Source organism: Agromyces sp. PvR057 (assembly GCF_040547485.1).
In the GTDB taxonomy this organism is placed as follows: Bacteria; Actinomycetota; Actinomycetes; order Actinomycetales; family Microbacteriaceae; genus Agromyces.
In genome coordinates this window covers 757,569-774,510 of record NZ_JBEPPT010000001.1, presented here as the reverse complement: position 1 = coordinate 774,510, position 16,942 = coordinate 757,569, and the positions used below count along the sequence as shown (strand labels likewise).

18 protein-coding genes are annotated in these 16,942 nt (G+C 72.6%); 9 read left to right on the top strand and 9 right to left on the bottom strand.

Annotation, left to right across the window (positions count from 1 at the left end):
• Both ABIC29_RS03470 and ABIC29_RS03465 read left to right on the top strand, forming a co-directional pair.
• Nucleotides 1-1,254 carry a sensor histidine kinase gene (locus ABIC29_RS03470; protein ID WP_354242766.1) on the top strand — a complete coding sequence of 418 codons (1,254 nt, stop codon included), beginning with the start codon at nucleotides 1-3 and terminating at the stop codon, nucleotides 1,252-1,254.
• Nucleotides 1,251-1,895, top strand: a complete 645-nt coding sequence (locus ABIC29_RS03465) for a response regulator (protein ID WP_116080856.1) — start codon at nucleotides 1,251-1,253, stop codon at nucleotides 1,893-1,895. Before ABIC29_RS03470 ends, ABIC29_RS03465 begins: the two co-directional genes overlap by 4 nt.
• A 20-nt stretch (nucleotides 1,896-1,915) precedes the next feature.
• On the opposite strand, the gene ABIC29_RS03460 is transcribed toward ABIC29_RS03465, so the two are convergent.
• Both ABIC29_RS03460 and ABIC29_RS03455 read right to left on the bottom strand, forming a co-directional pair.
• A complete protein-coding gene (locus ABIC29_RS03460; protein ID WP_354242763.1) occupies nucleotides 1,916-2,356 on the bottom strand; it encodes a VOC family protein in 441 nt (146 codons plus the stop codon).
• Complete coding sequence (locus tag ABIC29_RS03455; protein ID WP_354242761.1) at nucleotides 2,353-3,561, bottom strand: MFS transporter; 1,209 nt, start codon at nucleotides 3,559-3,561, stop codon at nucleotides 2,353-2,355. Before ABIC29_RS03455 ends, ABIC29_RS03460 begins: the two co-directional genes overlap by 4 nt.
• Before the next feature lie 79 nt (nucleotides 3,562-3,640).
• On the opposite strand from ABIC29_RS03455, the gene ABIC29_RS03450 reads away from it, so the two are divergent.
• On the top strand, nucleotides 3,641-4,099 hold the full coding sequence (locus ABIC29_RS03450; protein ID WP_116080853.1) for a winged helix-turn-helix transcriptional regulator: 459 nt from the start codon (nucleotides 3,641-3,643) through the stop codon (nucleotides 4,097-4,099).
• A gap of 45 nt (nucleotides 4,100-4,144) precedes the next feature.
• Here the strand turns inward: ABIC29_RS03450 and ABIC29_RS03445 are convergent, their stop codons facing one another.
• Nucleotides 4,145-4,732, bottom strand: coding sequence for an RNA polymerase sigma factor (locus ABIC29_RS03445; protein ID WP_354242758.1), 588 nt, complete (start codon nucleotides 4,730-4,732; stop codon nucleotides 4,145-4,147).
• A 312-nt stretch (nucleotides 4,733-5,044) separates the two neighbouring features.
• A complete protein-coding gene (gene phoA, locus ABIC29_RS03440; RefSeq protein ID WP_354242756.1) occupies nucleotides 5,045-6,559 on the bottom strand; it encodes an alkaline phosphatase in 1,515 nt (504 codons plus the stop codon).
• Between the two features lie 196 nt (nucleotides 6,560-6,755).
• Between phoA and ABIC29_RS03435 the strand changes: the two genes are divergently transcribed.
• Nucleotides 6,756-8,078 (top strand): endonuclease/exonuclease/phosphatase family protein, encoded by a 1,323-nt coding sequence (locus ABIC29_RS03435; RefSeq protein WP_116080850.1) that lies wholly within the window; start codon nucleotides 6,756-6,758, stop codon nucleotides 8,076-8,078.
• Between the two features lie 70 nt (nucleotides 8,079-8,148).
• On the opposite strand, the gene ABIC29_RS03430 is transcribed toward ABIC29_RS03435, so the two are convergent.
• Together ABIC29_RS03430 and ABIC29_RS03425 are read right to left on the bottom strand one after the other, a co-directional pair.
• A complete protein-coding gene (locus ABIC29_RS03430; RefSeq protein WP_354242753.1) occupies nucleotides 8,149-8,781 on the bottom strand; it encodes a VOC family protein in 633 nt (210 codons plus the stop codon).
• Nucleotides 8,782-8,888: 107 nt separating this feature from the next.
• Entirely contained in the window at nucleotides 8,889-10,451 is a 1,563-nt protein-coding gene (locus ABIC29_RS03425) for a carboxylesterase/lipase family protein (protein ID WP_354242751.1), read from the bottom strand.
• A gap of 290 nt (nucleotides 10,452-10,741) precedes the next feature.
• On the opposite strand from ABIC29_RS03425, the gene ABIC29_RS03420 reads away from it, so the two are divergent.
• From ABIC29_RS03420 to ABIC29_RS03405, 4 genes are all read left to right on the top strand, one after another.
• Nucleotides 10,742-11,239 (top strand): DUF427 domain-containing protein, encoded by a 498-nt coding sequence (locus ABIC29_RS03420; RefSeq protein ID WP_116082304.1) that lies wholly within the window; start codon nucleotides 10,742-10,744, stop codon nucleotides 11,237-11,239.
• 67 nt (nucleotides 11,240-11,306) lie between these two features.
• Nucleotides 11,307-11,741: a hypothetical protein gene (locus tag ABIC29_RS03415; RefSeq protein WP_116080848.1), complete on the top strand. Its 435-nt coding sequence runs from the start codon at nucleotides 11,307-11,309 to the stop codon at nucleotides 11,739-11,741.
• 167 nt (nucleotides 11,742-11,908) lie between these two features.
• Complete coding sequence (locus tag ABIC29_RS03410; RefSeq protein WP_116080847.1) at nucleotides 11,909-13,720, top strand: alpha/beta fold hydrolase; 1,812 nt, start codon at nucleotides 11,909-11,911, stop codon at nucleotides 13,718-13,720.
• A gap of 106 nt (nucleotides 13,721-13,826) precedes the next feature.
• Nucleotides 13,827-14,219 (top strand): nuclear transport factor 2 family protein, encoded by a 393-nt coding sequence (locus ABIC29_RS03405; protein ID WP_116080846.1) that lies wholly within the window; start codon nucleotides 13,827-13,829, stop codon nucleotides 14,217-14,219.
• A 34-nt stretch (nucleotides 14,220-14,253) separates the two neighbouring features.
• On the opposite strand, the gene ABIC29_RS03400 is transcribed toward ABIC29_RS03405, so the two are convergent.
• Nucleotides 14,254-14,844 (bottom strand): TetR/AcrR family transcriptional regulator, encoded by a 591-nt coding sequence (locus tag ABIC29_RS03400; RefSeq protein WP_354242746.1) that lies wholly within the window; start codon nucleotides 14,842-14,844, stop codon nucleotides 14,254-14,256.
• Between the two features lie 23 nt (nucleotides 14,845-14,867).
• On the opposite strand from ABIC29_RS03400, the gene ABIC29_RS03395 reads away from it, so the two are divergent.
• Complete coding sequence (locus tag ABIC29_RS03395; RefSeq protein WP_116080844.1) at nucleotides 14,868-15,701, top strand: alpha/beta fold hydrolase; 834 nt, start codon at nucleotides 14,868-14,870, stop codon at nucleotides 15,699-15,701.
• A 27-nt stretch (nucleotides 15,702-15,728) separates the two neighbouring features.
• On the opposite strand, the gene ABIC29_RS03390 is transcribed toward ABIC29_RS03395, so the two are convergent.
• Nucleotides 15,729-15,965, bottom strand: coding sequence for a hypothetical protein (locus ABIC29_RS03390; protein WP_147309119.1), 237 nt, complete (start codon nucleotides 15,963-15,965; stop codon nucleotides 15,729-15,731).
• Between the two features lie 169 nt (nucleotides 15,966-16,134).
• The gene (locus ABIC29_RS03385; RefSeq protein ID WP_116080843.1) at nucleotides 16,135-16,926 is read right to left on the bottom strand and encodes an MBL fold metallo-hydrolase; all 792 of its coding nucleotides are present in this window, start codon (nucleotides 16,924-16,926) and stop codon (nucleotides 16,135-16,137) included.
• Nucleotides 16,927-16,942 lie beyond the last annotated feature (16 nt).

Below are 16,942 nucleotides of genomic sequence, written 5' to 3'. Positions count from 1 at the left end.
ATGACGAGCCCCGTGCGGTCGCTGTGGAACGCGCCGGCCGCGGTTCCTCCGCCGCCTCGGCGCGTGTGGCGCGACTGGGTGCTCGTCGGCGTGCTCGCCCCGCTCATCGTCGTCGAAGCGGCGCTGCGGCCCGAGGTGCCGTGGCGTTGGGCCTGGGCGATCGTGCTCGTCGTGCTCGTTCCGACGCTGCTCTGGCGTCGCGACCGCCCGTTCACGATGCTCGCCGTCGCGTTCGGCGCGAGCACGGTGTTCGGGGCGGTCTCCGGAGGCGATCCGCAGCTGTTCACGACCGCGTACGTGCTGCTGCTCGTCTACGCGGTCATGCGCTGGGGATCCGGGCGCGCGATGCTCGGCGGCGGCGCGCTCGTGCTCGCCGGCTGGGCGGTGACGCTCGCGACGGACGCGCCGACCCCCGGCGACGTGATCGGCAGCCTCGCCGTCGTGGTCACGACCTGGTCGCTCGGCCTGGCGTTCCGCTGGCGCGCCGGCGCGAGGGTCCGTGAGCTCGACCGCATGCGCCTGCTCGAACGCGAGCGGCTCGCGCGCGACCTGCACGACACGGTCGCCCACCACGTGTCGGCGATCGCGATCCAGGCGCAGGCGGGCCTCGCGGTCGCCGCGACGCAGCCGGATGCCGCGGCCGGCGTGCTGCGGACCATCGAGGTCGAGGCGTCGAGGACCCTCGACGAGATGCGCTCGATGGTGCGCGTGCTGCGGCAGGACGGCGGAGCGGGCGGCCGGTCGGCGGGCGACGGCTCCGACGGCCTCGCCGCCGACGGTCTCGGATCCGACGGTCTCGGATCCGACGGTCTCGGATCCGACGGCGCCGCGGCGGACCTGAGCCCGGCGGCGGGCGCCGGGAACCTGCGGCGGCTCGCGACATCCGCCCCCGCACCGGGCGAGCCCGTCGTCGGGGTGACGGTCGACGGCGACCTCGACGCGCTGCCGCCCGCGGTCGGCGCGGCCGTGTTCCGCCTGGCCCAGGAGGCCGTGACGAACGCCCGCCGCCACGCGCGCGACGCGACCCGCGTGGACGTTCGCGTGCGGGTCGACGCCGATGGCGTGCGACTCGAGGTGCTCGACGACGGCCGGCCCGCGGCATCCGCGAGCCCGGGCTACGGCATCACGGGCATGATCGAGCGTGCGACGCTGCTCGGCGGCACCTGCGAGGCGGGCCCGTCCGGACTCGACGGCATCGGCTGGCGGGTGGCGGCCGTGCTGCCGCGCGCCGCCTGGACTGGAGGAACGGCATGACCGTGCGCGTGCTCATCGCCGACGACCAGGAGTTGGTGCGCACCGGGCTGCGCATGATCCTCGACGCGCAGCCAGACATCGAGGTCGTCGGCGAGGCGGCCGACGGCGGCGAGGCCGTGGCGATGGCGCGCGCGCTGCGCCCCGACGTGTGCCTCTTCGACATCCGGATGCCGGTGGCCGACGGCATCGCGGCCACGCGCGAGCTCGCGGGGCCGGGCGTCGCCGACCCGATGCCCGTGGTCGTGATCACGACGTTCGACCTCGACGAGTACGTCTACGCGGCGCTGCGCGCGGGCGCGCGCGGGTTCCTGCTGAAGAACGCCGGGGCCACGCTGCTGCGCGAGGCCGTGCACGCGGCCGCGCGGGGCGACGCGCTCATCGACCCGAACGTGACGGTGCGCCTCATCGAGGCGTTCGCGGGCACCGCGCACGAGCCTCGGCCGGCGCCGGCGACGCCGCTGACCGACCGCGAGCAGGAGGTGGCCGCCGCGGTCGCCAGGGGCCTCGGCAACACCGAGATCGGGCGGGAGCTGCACATCTCGCTCAGCACCGTGAAGACGCACATCGCGAGCATCATGGCGAAGATCGGCGCCCGCAATCGCGTCGAGCTCGCGATCTGGGCGACCGAGGCCCGTCGGTAGGTTCGCTCGCCCGGGGGACGTCAGCCGTCGAGCTCCTGGAACAGCGTCAACTGGAGCCCGGCCGGCCCTCGCAGCCGCGAGTTGACCGAACGCCACGGCGTCTCGCGGGGCTCGGCGATGAGCTCGGCACCCGCCTCGACGAGGTCGGCCGTGGTCGCCGCACTGTCGTCGACCTCGAGGGCGACGCGCAGCCGGTCGCTGCGCTGCCCCTCGGCCTCCACCCGGTCGATGAACCGCACCTGCGCCGGATTCGACAGCTCGAGGGTCGCCCGCCCCGCGTCGAGGATCACGACCCGCGCGCCCTCGTCACCCTCGTACGCCTCCTGCTCGGGCATGCCGAGCACGTCGCGGTAGAAGGCGAGCGCCTGTTCGAGGTCTTCGGCCTCGACGACGAGCCGCAGCTGTCGGACGCCCGGTGCCCGGCCTGCGCCGGAGTTCTCGTGCTCTCGTTCGGTGGTCATGCACCCATTGTGCGCGTTGTGCGCGCGGCGACCGGAGCGCGTCGGCCGAGGTTCGCGACGACGAGTGCGGCGACCCCGATCATGAGGATCAGCGGCGTGCCGATCTCGAGGGCGACCTGCAGGCCCGCTGCGGTGGCGAGCGCGCCGAGGCCGAGCGCCGTGAGCGCCTGCACGAGGTAGCCGACGACGTACGCGGCCGAGATCACGGCGGCCCGCTCGTGCGCGGGCGCGGTCGTCGTGATGAGGCCGAGACCGCCAGCGAACATGAAGCTGTAGCCGGCGCCCGCGACGATCGACGCGGCGATGAACGCGGGCAGCGAGTGCTCGGCCCCGGCGACGACGAGCAGGCCGAGGCCGGCCATGGCGAGCGCGGGTCCGATGGTCACCGCGGCGCGCGGCGGCATCCGCCGGAAGAGGATCGCGACCGCGCCGATGACGATCGCGGAGAGCGCGATGATCGCACCGTCGACGAAGGCGTTGTCGCTGCGCACGAGTTCGCGCGCGATCTGCGCCCCGAGCGCGAGGAAGATCGCGCCCATCGCGTAGGCGGCCGTGATGCCGAGGGTTCCGGCGACGAACGGGCGGCGCCCTGCACGCGGCATCCGGGGCAGTCGGGGTCGCCAGGGGCCGGATGCCTCGTCGCGGGTGTGCCTGGGCAGCGCTGCCGTGAATCCGGCGACGACGACCGTGACGCCCGTGAGCACCCAGAAGCTGAGGTGCATGGGCGCGGGGGCGTACTGCACGAGCAGCCCGCCGAGGATCGTCGAGAGCGCGAGTCCGGTCGCGGTCGCCGCGGTCGTGGCCGAACTGGCGCGGGTCGCGCCGTGGGGTCCGCCGAACTCGACCATCGCCGCGGTGGCGGGACTGAGTGCGAGGCCGACGCCGACCCCCATGAGCGCCCGCCCGATGAAGACCCAGGTGAGGTCGGGCGCGACGCCGAACGCGATCGAGCCGAGGCCGAGTGCGGCGAGGCCCATGAGGATCACCGCGCGACGCCCGATCACGTCGGAGAGGTTGCCGAAGACGATGAGCACGGGCACCAGCACGATCGGGTAGATCGCGAAGATGGCGGTGGTCACCGTCGGCGGCACGTTCCATTCGGCGGCGTAGAGCGGATAGACCACGGTCGGGGCGCCGCTCGCCCAGAGGGCCAGGCCCGCGACGGCGGCCGCAGTGAGGAAGCTGCCTCGTCTGCCCAAGGTCATGCGGGTCTCCTTCTGAGTTGGAATCACCAAGTTAGCAGTCTGGGTACGAATCTCCTAGTCAGCTTGCTAGAATCGCGGCATGACGACGCCCGCCCCCTCGCTGCAGCGCTGCTCGATCGCGCGCACCCTCGACGTGCTCGGCCAGAAGTGGTCGCTGCTCATCGTGCGCGAGGCGATGTGGGGGCGCACCCGGTTCGCCGAGTTCCGCACCAGGCTCGGCATCGCACCCGACATCCTCGCCGACCGCCTCGCGCGCCTCATCGAGGCCGGCGTGCTCGAGCGCCGCCCCTACCGCGACGAGGGCGAGCGCGAACGCGACGAGTACGTGCTCACCGACGCCGGCCGCGCACTGACCCCCGTCCTCGCGGCCATGGTCGGCTGGGGCGACGAGTTCCGCCCGACGGGCTTCGGCCCTGCGTCGGTCTACACCTCGCGCACGACCGGCGAGCCCGTGCGACTCGCCTTCGTCGACGCGTCGGGCGTCGAGCACTCCCCCGCCGACGTCGTGCCCGTGCGCGGCCCCGGCGCGCTCACCTAGGGGCACGCTCGCACGTGCAGCGCTCGCGGAGCGGCACCCGCGGCGTCAGAGCGGAGTGCCGCCCATGCCGACGGCGAGCACGGCACGCGCCCGGCTGAGCCGCTGCCGGACGGCCGCATCCGAGAGCCCGAGGTCCTCGGCGATGCGCTTGGTCGCATGGCCGTGGCCGTACCGGAGCTCGACGACCTGACGCAGCGCCTCGGGGAGCCCCTGGACGGCGCGGGCGGTCGCCCTCACGATCTCCCGGCGCTCCCACTCGGCCTCCGCACTCGCCACGGTCCCGGCGGTCGCGCCGTCGCCAGCACCGGATGTCTCGGCGACGAGCTCGCCCGACGCGAGGAACGCGCGTTCGCGGCGGTCTCGCCGGTACGCGTCGGCGACGACGCGGCGGGCGATCGTGTCGACCCACGCGCAGATCACGGGCTCTTCGGCGCAGCGGACGGCATCGATGTGCTCGAGCGCCGCGACGGCCGCCGCCTGCGCGGCGTCCTCGGCGTCTTCGCGACGGAGTCCGAGGCTCACCGCACGGCGTCGCAGGCGGTGCGGCTGCTCGGTGAGCATCGCGTGGAGCACGCCGACCGCGGCCCCCGGGGTCGCCTCCGATGCCTCGGCCTGCATGGGTCCTCCACTCATTCGTCGTTTCGTTCGTCGTTCGTCGTTCGTGCCGGCGCGGGCCGCCGGGGAAGGCTCGGGCGCCCCGGAACGGGCGCCGGGGCCGCCGATCGCGAGAGTACCGGATCGCGATGTCACATTCTCGTCGCCCCGACGTCTCTCTTTCGGGACCCATCCGTCGAACCGGCGGGCGGGGTCCGCCGACCCGTGCGAACGCCCGGTGCACCTGGGGGGACCGGGCGCTCCACGGGTCGGCGTCGGGGTGCGCCGGCGCGGCCAGGTGCGCGAATGCCCCGACTGCGTGTCGCAGGCGGGGCATCCGATCGGTGCTGCTCAGTTCGTGCGGCGCTCGTCCCACGGCTTGGCGGCCTGGTCGCCCTTCGGCAACGGCCAGCTCACCGCGACATCCGTCTTCAGCTTGAGCGCGTTCGCGATCGTGAAGAACGTGTCGGTCTGGTCGGTCAGGCCGAGCACGCCGACCGCGCTCGGGCCGTAGGCGGCGACGCGGAGCTGCGAGCCGGTGTGCTGCTGCGAGCCGCCCTCGGCCGAGGTGCCGTACGAGATGCGCAGCGGCGTTCCGTCGGCCGTCGTGAGCGTCGTGCCGAGCCCGGGGGTCGCGCCGTCGACGATCTGCGAGGAGTGGGCGTGGTCGGCGGTGACGATGACGAGCGTGTTCCGATCCTTCTTCGCGAATGCGAGGGCGGCCTGCACGGCCTCGTCGAAGTCCTGCGTCTCGCCGATCTGCCCGCAGGCGTCGGCCGCGTGGTCGCGCTTGTCGATCGAGGCACCCTCGACCTGCAGGAAGAAGCCCTTCTTGTCCTTCTTGTCGTTCAGCAGGTCGATCGACTTCTCGGTCATCGCCTTCAGCGTGACCCCGGATACCCCGAGGTAGGCGGGGTTGGGCTGGCACACCTCGCCGGTCGCGGCGCCCGATCCGCCCACGGCGGCGACGGTCGGCGCGAACCGGGTCGGCAGGTTTCCGGCCGCGAAGAGCCCGAGCACCGGAGCCTCCTGGCTCGCCTTCGTGAGGCCGTTGAGGCCCGCGCCGTCGGTGACGACGTTGTACCCGCGGTTCGTCGCCTGGTCGAGGAGCGTGAGCCCGGACCACTCGCCGGCCTTCGCCGTCTGGGCGAAGGTCGCCGCGCCGCCGCCGAGGGTCACGTCGGGGCGGGTGTCGAGCAACTGCTCCGAGATCGAGCCGGCTCCGCCGTTCACGAGCGCGTCAGCACCGCACGAGGCGCTGTCAGGCCCGTAGCAGCTGCGGGCGGCGACATGCGCGACCTGCACGGCGGGCGTCGCATCCTGGATCTCGGAGGTCGTGACGTCACCGGTGCGGAGCCCGTTCGCCTTGGCGAGCTCGAGCAGGGTCTTCTGCGCGGCCCCGTGGATGTCGACCGAGACGGCGTTGTCGTACGTCTTCGTGCCGGTGGCCCAGCCGGTGCCGGTCGCCGCCGAGTCGGGCGTGTAGTCGGGCTTGCCCGCGAGGGGGTCGCCGTCCTTGTAGAGCGAGTACGTCGTGTACTGCCCGGTGACGGGCAGGGCGTCGATGCCGGCGAGCTGCCCGCCGGCGCCGACGAGGTAGTTGCGGGCGATCGTGATCTCGCTGTCGCCCATGCCGTCGCCGATGAGCAGGATGACGTTGCGGGCCGGCGTGGGCAGCAGCGACTTGGCGAGGTTCACGGCGTCGCCGAATCCGGTCGTGTTGTGGCGCACCGCGCCGCCGGTCTGGTCGGGCGACGGCTGCGACGCCGCGGTCGCCGTGAACGCGGATGTCGCGACGATCGCGCCGGCGCCGAGCACGGCCGCGGCGGACAGCGCCGCGCGCCGCCCGGTGAGATGGAACTGCATGGGGATTCCTCTCGAAACGTATGGGTGAACGGCCGGCGATCGGACTGACCGGGCGGCCGAGCCCAGCGCACCAGCGACCGCCGACGACCGCATGAACTCCACGGGAATCTCGGATGAACACCCCCGGATGGGGGTCATCGGACATAGCGTGGTGGTGTCATCCCGTCTCGAACACCTCCGATGAAGGATCACGCGCATGATCAGACGCCGTCACACCCTCCCCCTCGCCGCCGCGGCGTTCGGCACCGTCGCCGCCCTCGCGCTCGGCGCGGCCCCCGCGGTCGCGGCGCCGGCCGCGGCATCCGGCGATCCGTCCGGCGATCCGTCGGGCGACCGTCACTCGAAGATCACCGAGCTCCTGCAGCGAGGCTCGACCGACCTGCGCATCGCCACCTACAACCTCTCGCTCAACCGCGCGACGGCGGGCGAACTCGAGGCCGACCTCTCGACCGGCGACGACGTGCAGGCGCAGACCGTCGCCGAGGTGATCCAGCGCGCGAACCCCGACATCGTGCTGCTGAACGAGTTCGACTACGTGCCCGACGGCCGCGCCGCCGACCTGTTCCGCGAAAATTACCTGCAGGTGTCGCAGGGCGGCGCCGACCCCGTGGAGTACCCCTACGCGTTCGTCGCGCCGTCGAACACGGGCATCCCGAGCGGCTTCGACCTGAACAACGACGGCGCGGTGGGCGGCGGCGACGACGCCCTCGGCTTCGGCCTGTTCGAGGGCCAGTACGGCATGGTCGTGCTCTCGAAGTTCCCGATCGTCACCGAGCAGGTGCGCACGTTCCAGAACTTCCTCTGGAAGGACATGCCGGGCGCGCTGCTGCCCGACGACCCGGCCACGCCGGCCGCGAACGACTGGTTCACGCCAGAGGAGCTCGCGGTCGTGCGCCTGTCGAGCAAGTCGCACTGGGACGTGCCCGTCAAGGTCGGCCGCTCGACGGTGCACGTGCTCGCGTCGCACCCGACTCCCCCGACGTTCGACGGTCCAGAGGACCGCAACGGCCGGCGCAACCACGACGAGATCCGCTTCTGGTCGGACTACGTCTCGCCCGGCAAGGGGCGGTACATCGTCGACGACCAGGGCCGCCGCGGCGGTCTCGGCATCACGCAGCCGTTCGTGATCCTCGGCGACCAGAACGCCGATCCGCTCGACGGCGACTCCGTCGACCAGGCCATCGACCAGTTGCTCGACAACCGCCGCATCACCGACCCGCTGCCGACCTCCGACGGGGCCGTCGAGGCATCCGCCCTGCAGGGAGGCGCGAACGCGACCCACGCCGGCGACCCCAGTCACGACACCGCCGACTTCGCCGACACCGCGCCGGGCAACCTGCGCGCCGACTACGTGCTGCCGTCGCGCGGGCTGCTGAAGGTGCAGGATGCCGGGGTGTTCTGGCCCGTGCAGTCCGACCCGTTGTCGCGGCTCACCGGCGTCTACCCGTTCCCGAGCAGCGACCACCGGCTCACGTGGGTCGACCTGCGCGTGCCGGGCTGGACCGGGTGGATCAGCTGACTCGCCGTGGTGCGAAGCTCCCCTCACCGGGAACGTCGCACCAGTGGTGGGCGGATGCCGCGGCCGGCCGTCAGCCGGCCGCGGCATCCCAGACGAAGCCGTCGGGGTCGGTGAACGCCCCGCCGTCGGAGTTGACGCGGATGCGGTGCGAGCCCGATCCGTCGGCGTCGACGCCGGCCTGCTTGGCGAGGGCGCGGCGCTTGTAGAGGCCGAGGCCGACGGGGCTCTGCCCGGTCGAGAAGTCCACGTAGCTGCCGAAGCTCTTGCCCACCTCGAGCCCGCGCGCGGTGTAGAACCGCTTGCTGGCCGACACGTCGTCGGCGCCGAGCAGCAGCACGAGGTTCTCGAACGCCTTCGTCGCCGGCCCGGTGTCCTTCTTGTTCGAGGTCGCGAGGTTCCAGATGGCGCCGTCGGGCGCCTGCACGACGCCGCCGAACCCCCAGAGGGACTTCTCCATGGGCTTCAGCTGCGTCGCGCCGGCCGCGATGGCCGCCGAGAACAGCGCCTGCACGTCGGCGGGCTGCGCCACGACGAGCGACAGCGTGAAGCCGCGGAAGCCGCTCGTCGGGGCATCCGAGGCGACGGTGCGCACCTGCGGGCCGAGCTCGAAGGCGTCGGCGTAGAACCGCGCGGCCGCATCGGGATCGGCGGCCTCGATCGTGATCGAGTCGATGGTCGTGATGGTGTGGTCGATGGTGTCCATGCTTCAGAAGCTACGCTCGCACGCGGCATCCGGCTTCTCGATTCCTGATGGATCGGCGGCGCCGTCGGTCTCGATACGGCGCGGGCGCCTCCCCGACCTGCGGTCGGTCATCCGGCGAGCGCCGGCGCGAACGCATCCCAGGCCCGGCGGCGCGCGGCTCGCGGGTCCGACTCGATGCGGTCCGTGGCGTCGATCACGAGCGTCGACCTGGCCGGTTCGTCGTAGCGGGGCCAGGTCGGCCCGGGGTCTCCGTGCTCGACGAAGTGCAGCCAGAGCCGCCGCATCCGCTCGCCCGCGGCCGCGTACTCCTCGTAGCCGCCGAGCGACGTGATGACGCGGGCGAGCGGCACGTCGGTGCGATCGAAGAGGGCGAACATCTCGACGCCGTGGGTCGCGTCGAGTCCGACGAGCTTGAGCAGCCGCGGTGCGAAGTCGAACCGGTACGACCAGACGGGCGCGTGCCGCGACCCGGTGTCGGCCACCCGGGTGCTCGGGTACCAGAAGCCGAAGTCGCCGCCGAAGTCCGCCGCCGAACGTCGCGCCGGGAGGTCGGGCCACACGTCGCGCATCGCCTGCCGCGCGTGCCCTGGCGCTCGGGCGAACAGGTCGGCGATGCGGCTCGGCGTGCGCGGCAGGATGTCGACGCGGCCCCGGAAGATCGACCCCTCGCGGTCGTTCGTGCCGATGATGAGCGGCACGCGGTGCGCACGACCGTCGCGGAACGCGACGAACGGGCGCTCTGGCACGACCGACCCGTCGATGACCGGGGCGAAGCAGAAGGCGCCGGGATACAGGTCGGGCGTTCGCACCTGCAGGGCGACGGATGCCGCGACGAGGTCGTCTGCGGCGGCATCCGCGAGGAGCCGGTCCGGCGGTGCGACGACGCGATCCGGTGCGACCTCCCGCACCTCCTCGCGCAGGAGCGCGAGGTACTCGGCGGCCCATCGCGCCGCGAGTTCGCGCGGGTAGACCGCGTCGGGCGGCGGGCTCTGCGCGATGGCACCGGCGAAGAGCCCGCGCGCCGTCGGCATCGTCATGAGCGTCGTGATCGCGTTGCCTCCGGCCGACTCGCCGAAGATCGTGACCCGGGAGGGATCGCCGCCGAACGCGGCGATGTTCCGACGCACCCAGCGGAGCACGGCGACCTGGTCGCGCAGCCCGAGATTGGCGTCGAATGCGCGACGACCGGTGCTGTACCGGGTGAAGTCGAGGTAGCCGAGCGCGCCGAGCCGGTAGTTGAAGCTCACGTAGACGACCCGCCCGCTGCGCACGAAGCTCTCGCCCTGGCCCGAGAAGTCGCGCGACGAGCCCGCGCTGTAGCCGCCGCCGTGCACGAACACCATGACCGGCAGTGCGGGCGCCCCCGCCTCGCGCTCGGGCGCGGCGACGTTGACCGTCAGGCAGTCCTCGTCGGTCTGCGCGAGCACGGTCACCGGGCGCGCCAGTCGCACGACCCGGGCCTGCGGGGCCATCGCGCCGAACTCCCCCGCCGCGCGGATACCGCTCCACGCCCGCACCGGAACCGGTGCCCGGAACCGCAGCGCGCCCTTCGGCGGGGCCGCGTACGGCATGCCCCGCCACGCGAGCAGCGCACCCTCGCGCACCCCGCGGACGACGCCCCCCGTGACGCGGACCTCGAGTCCGTCGCCCGTTCGGATGCCTGCGGTCATGCTCCGACGCGGCTCACCACCCCATTCAAGGCCCGAAACCGGCGAACCGCCAGGGCCCGGGCCGGAACCGCGCGCGCTGAGCCCACGTCGAGCGGCCTTCTCCCGCGCGCACGCACCGGCGTGTGTCCGCAGGGTGAACGAACGCTGGCAATCCCGTCATTCCCGTGCCGCTCGCGGACGACCGGCGTACCGTGAGGGACCCATCACGATCACACCCACGATCACACCGGGAGCACACCATGGCAGCCGCAGGCGATCTCGCGACGTACCCGAGCCGACGGCGGGTCGGGCTGCAGCATCCGGCGCCCCTGCCGACGGGGCCCGGCCAGGAGTCCGTGTGGGACTACCCGCGACCACCCCGGATCGAGGCCGTCGACGTGCAGGTGGCGATCGTCCTCGCCGGCACGACCATCGTGCGGACACGCGATGTGCTGCGCGTGCTCGAGACGAGCCATCCGCCCGTGTACTACCTGCCCATCGAGGAGTTCGTGCCGAGCACCGTCGCGCCGACGGGCGGCTCGTCGTTCTGCGAGTTCAAGGGCTCCGCCCGCTACTACGACCTCCACGTCGGGTCGCGTACCGCCGCTCGCGCCGGCTGGGAGTACCCGTCCCCGTCGCCCGGATACGAGGCGCTCACCGGTCGGATGGCGGTCTACGCCGGTCTCGTCGACGGCTGCACGGTCGACGGCGAGCCCGTCGTGCCGCAGCCCGGCGGCTTCTACGGCGGCTGGATCACGTCGAACGTCGTCGGCCCGTTCAAGGGCGTGCCCGGCTCGTCTGGCTGGTAGCGCGCGGCCTCGTTGCCGGAACGGCAAGCGAACGTGCCAGCGTCGACCCCGATCCGTAGCTCGAGACATGACTGCAGCAGCACACCGGCATGACGACGCCGCGTCGATGTTCGAGGCGCCGAGCTGGGAGGAACGGTACGCCGGCGACCAGTCGGTCTGGAGCGGCAACCCGAACGCGCAGCTCGTCGCCGAGGCGTCGGGCCTCGCCCCGGGAACCGCGCTCGACGTCGGCTGCGGCGAGGGCGGCGACGTGACGCGCCGGCTCGCCGAGGCCGTCGCGCCCGGCGGCTCCCTCCTCGTCGTCGGCCACGCCCCCTCGGCGACGTTCACCCATCTGAGCGAGAGCCACCGTTCCGCGATGCTCCTCGCCGAGGATCTGCTGCCGGCCCTGCCCGACGACTTCGAGCCCGTCGTGGTCGAGCAGCGCCCGCGAACGATGGTCCGCGACGGCGAGACGGTGGACGTGCACGACTCGACGCTGCTTGCGCGTCGGCGCGCCTGAGCCTGCCACGTCCGGCGGCGTGGCGGCCCGTCGCACCCCTCTCATGCGGGGGTGCGCCGATGCAACGCGTGGGAATACCATGAGCCCCGGAACCTGAGCAGACCTCGAGACGCGAAGCTCCGCATTCTTCGCCGATCTCGATCCGCCTCGGCCGAGAGGAGCCGGGCATGACCAGCGCCGAGATCCGCGACGTCCAGCACGGCCTGCTCGTCTTCATTCCGGGCCTGCCGCCGCGCAGTCGCAACCGGCCCTCGTGGGACGAGCTGGTGCGACGACTACGGCGGGACCTCGCGCCGAACTGGCGCGTCGAGGTGTTCGAGCACAACCTCACGGCGACCTCCCGCGTCGACCTCGACTCGGTGGTGCGAACCCTCGCCGCGCAGATCCGCGAATGGGCGGGCGAACTGTCGGAGGACGTCGAGCCGCCCGACAGCATCCTCATCGCCGGCCACAGCTTCGGCGGCGTCCTCGCGCGCGCCGCGTACCTGCTCGATGCGGCGGATGCCACGGCCCCGACCGACACCTCAGCCGGCCCCGACGGATCGCCGGCCGCATTCGGCCGCGACGCGACATCCGCCGTGAAGGGTGACCCTCGGACGGATGTCGACGATGCCGACGAGCGCGCGCCCGCCCACCGCTGGCCCTCGCTCGTGCGCCGGATCGTGCTCCTCGGCAGCCCGAACTCGGGATACCGCAAGGAGGCCCCCGGCAATCCGCTGACCTGGCGCATCGCCTACGAGCTCGCGACGCCGTTCGCGGACTTCACGATCGAGAAGGTGCAGGCGGGCGGGTACTGGATCACCGACCTCCGCCTGCGCTGGCTCGACGCGTTCCAGCCGGGTACCGGAGCCGCGCGGCCGAAGGTCGTACAGGTGCTCGGCACGGCGGACTCGCTCGTCACGCACTCCGACATCCTCGATCAACGGTTCATGCCGGGCGCGCAGGTGTACGAGATCCCGGGCGCCGATCATGCCGGGCTCATCCGGCTCGACACGGCTCGGGACCCCGAGCGGCGGTACGAGCAGTTGCGCACGGCGATCGTCGGCCGCGACGACGAGACGACCCTGACGGCGACCCCGCCGGCCGATGGGCCGACGGTGTTCATCCTGCACGGGATCCGCGCGGCGGCGCTTCGAACGTGGGTGCAGAAGCTCGGCACCGAGGTCGCGAGCCGGTCGCCGAAGGCCACGATCATCAGCCCCGACACGGGCTACTTCACGGCGTTGGAGTTCGCGCTGCCCGGAACGCGCCGCCGCAAGGTGCACGAGTTCCTCAGGATCTACGGCGATGCCTATGCGAGCCGCGACCCGAACCAGTTCCGGTTCGCCGGGCATTCGAACGGCACGTACATGATGGCGCAGTCGCTCGAACGCGTGCCCTCGATGCGGTTCGACACGATCTACCTCGCCGGCACGGTACTGCCCCGGCGTTTCGACTGGGACCGACTGTTCCGCAACCGCCAGGTCGGGAGCCGAGGCGGCACGGGTTGGCAGGACGGCCGCGTGCGAAGCGACCGCGGCGTCACCGACGTGCCGGTCGGCCTGTTGTGCTCGTGGCTGCGTGGTCTCGGCAGCGTCGACGTCGGCACGGCGGGGCTCTCCGGGTTCGAGAACACCGCACCGTGGGCGATCGACGAGACGCGCACGGTGAAGGGCGGGCACGGCGCCCCGCTCGCGATCGACGACCAGTTGGGTCGCGTGGCCGAATTCCTCGTGACCGGCACGAGCCCGAAGCCGTACGAAGCCGAGTCCGATGGACCGCCCCGCGAATGGAAGGAGACGGTCGATCCGTCCGCACCGTTCGATTGGCTGAGCCGGTTCGTCGGTCTTCCTCCGGTCGCCTGGGGCACGCTCGTGGGCATCGGCGCGCTGGGTGCGACCGGCCTCGTGCGACTCGGGCGTGCGAAGGGCGCACGGGTCGCGGTGGGCACCGGCGTCGGCACGGTCACCGCGGTCTGGGCGCTGCTCCGCTCGGTCTGATGACGGATGCCGCGGGCGGCTGTTCAGCGCCCATCGCGAGCTCGGGTCCCGGCACGGGCGAGCCCGGTGATTGTGCGCGGCCGCCGACCGGAGGATCCTGAGATCCATGAACGACCGTGAAGAGTTCCTGGTCTGGGTGCAGAGCGAGTTCGTGCGGGCCGAGCGGGCCATGTTCGACGGCGACGACGGCCCACGTCGCACGATCTGGTCGAGCGAGGAGCCGATCAGCGTGCTGGGCGCATGGCGCAACGCCATGAACCGCGCCGAGCTGGTCGAGGCGTTCGAGGCGCTCGCGGCGACCTTCTCGAACTGCACGAACTACGCGTTCGACCTGATCGCCTTCGACCTGGTCGGCGACCTGGCGTACACCGTGGGCTACGAGCGCGTCTCGGCCTCGATCAACGGCGAGCCCCGCACCTTCACCCTGCGCGCGACGCAGGTCTACCGCCACGAGGCGGACGGATGGCGCGTGGTGCACCGGCACGCCGACACCGTCTGAGATCCGGCCGGGCGCCCGGTCGCTCGATGTGCGCTCAGGCGCCGCCCTCGGCGAGCAGCGGCGCCAGCAGTTCGCCAAGCGCGCGCTCCGTGTCGTCCACGTCGAGCCCGCCGTCGAAGCGCAGGATGCGCCAGGTCGTGGCGTCGCAGATCGCGATGATCTGCGCCAGCCGGCGCGTGCGGTCCGCGACGTCGAGCGACGGAGGCAGGGCGAACGCCCGGCGGCACCAGTCGACGTGGTACGCCCGGCCGCGGGCGGTGAGCTCCGGCAGCCCCGGCACCTGCGGAGCCTCGGAATAGGTCTTGAGGATGAGCGCGCCATACCGCTCGTAGTGCTCGACCAGGGCTCGAACGGTCTCGTCGGGCGAGGCTCCCTTCGCCGCCTCGCGGGCGGCGGCGATGCTCCCCAGCTCGCGCTCGACGGTGGCGTTCATGAGCGCGGACTTGCTGCCGAAGCGACGGATCACCGTCTGGCCGGTCACGCCGGCGTCGTCGGCCACGTCCTCGAGCCGGATCTGCTCGTAGGGCGTCGTCACGAGGCGCGCGAGCATGGCATCGATGATCCGCTGCCCGGTGAGCTCGGCGGCCTCCGCGCGTGCGGTCATCCGGTAGGGTCGACGATTCATGTTAGTTAAGCTAACATCAAAAAATGAACACGCTGACGGAACACACCGAGCGCATCCCGACCCGACTCGGCGGGCTGCACGCTCGCATCATCGGATCGGGGCGAACGACGATCCTCTGGTCGTCGATGTTCGTCGACAGCCACACGTGGGACGACCTCGTGCCGCTGCTCGCAGACGCCGACGACGAACCCCGCCGCTTCGTGCTGATCGACCCGCCCGGGCTGGGCTCCAGCGATCCGCTCGAGCGTCGCAGCACGATCGCCGGGGCAGCGGATGCCGCGCGCGACGCGCTCGACGCACTCGACACCGGGGGTCCGGTCGACTGGGTCGGCAACGCCTTCGGCGGGCATGTCGGACTGAACCTCGCGACCGATCCCGCTCGCCTGCGCAGCCTGATCGCGATCAGTTCCCCGACCGAGGCGATCGCGCCCGGCCTCCGTCGTAAGATCCAAGTCCTCAAGCCGCTGTTGGAACTGGCCGGGCCCGTCGGGCCCGTGCGCGCCGCCATCGTCGAGGCGATGCTGACGGAGCGGTCCGCCGCCACGCCGCACCTGCGCCGAGTCGTGCTCGACAGCCTGCAGCGCCCCTCACGCAGGAGCATGAGCCTCGCCCTGCGCTCATTCATCCTCGACCGCATCGACGTGACCGACCGGCTCCCCGACATCCGCGTGCCCAGCCTGTTCGTCGCCTCCGACGACCGCGGCGACTGGAGCCCCGCCGACGCCGAGCGGGCCGCATCCCTCACGCCGAACGCACAGGTGCTGACGATCGAAGGAGCGCGCACGCTGGTCCCCCTCGAGCAGCCCGAGGCGCTCGCCACCGCGATTCGCGCCTTCTGGCACGGGCTCGCGGGCTGAACGCCGCCGCGACGAGCAGCACCCCGGTCAGGCGGCGTGCCGCCCGCGCCCGGCGCGAGCCGTCTGGGGCCGCAGCGAGGCGGCACGGCGCCGGTGTCCGGCCGAGTGCCCGGCCGAAGGCAAACCCCCGAGGGGCAGCCCATCGGATGCCGCGACGAGCCCGGTCGATCCCAGACGCTGGTGATCCGCGACCCGCCCGCAGACGCACGGCAGCGCGGTGCGCTCGCCGAGCGATCCGGTCACGTATTCCAGGTGGGTCGTCATGGCGCGGGTCCTTCCTCAGTCGCGAGCGGTGGCATTCGCCCCTCACCCCTAGAGATGCAGAATGCCCCGGATCATGACGCGCGACATCCGGATCAGCACTGAACTCCGCCCGGATCGCACCCTGATCGCACCCTGATCGCGAGCCCGAGGCACGCGAAGGTGGCTCAGCTCACCAGGGCGCGCCGGCGTCGAGCGCCGCTTCGGCGGCCGCGCTCGCGGGCCCGATCCAGGCCTCGCCGTGCCCGGGCAGCACGAAGCGGGCCGTCGACGACCCGACGGCGCCCGCCGACTCCCGCGCCCGCCCGGCGTCGTGGTGGAACATCGATGCGAGCAGCTGCGGCCCGAGCAGTGGTGACGTGCGGTGGCGGGTGACGAGCGCGTCGCCGACGACGAGCACGCCCTCGTCGTCGAACTCGAACACGGCGTGACCGCTGGTGTGCCCGTCGACGAGTCGCATGCGCGGCTGCCCCGGCACGTCGATGCGCTCGCCCCGCATGGGCGGTGCCGTCGCGCTCGGCACCCCGAGGTCCGCGCGACCGTTGAGCAGCGGCACGATCGCCAGCGCCCACGGCACGACGCCCGGCCGCCACGCGTTGCGCAGCACGCCGCCCGTGCCCGCCTGCTCCAGGATGTCGCGTCGCACGTTCGCGAGCTCGAACGGGTGTGCGTGCACGGGCGTGCCGAACTCCTCCGCGAGCCACGCGGCCCCGCCGAGGTGATCGGCGTGGCCATGGGTGATGAGGATGGCTGCGACATCCGCCGGCCCGACCCCGACCGCGCCGAGGGATGCCTCGAGCAGCACGCGCTGGCCCGCGTAACCCGAGTCGACGAGCGTGACGCCGTCGGGGCCCGAGTAGATCACCCAGTTCACGTGTTCCGTATGCGCGAAGTGGATGTCGGCGCTCACGCGATCGACGCGCACGCCATCGAGCGCCCGGTGCTCCCTCGCCCTGCCGACCATGCGACTCCCCCGGCCC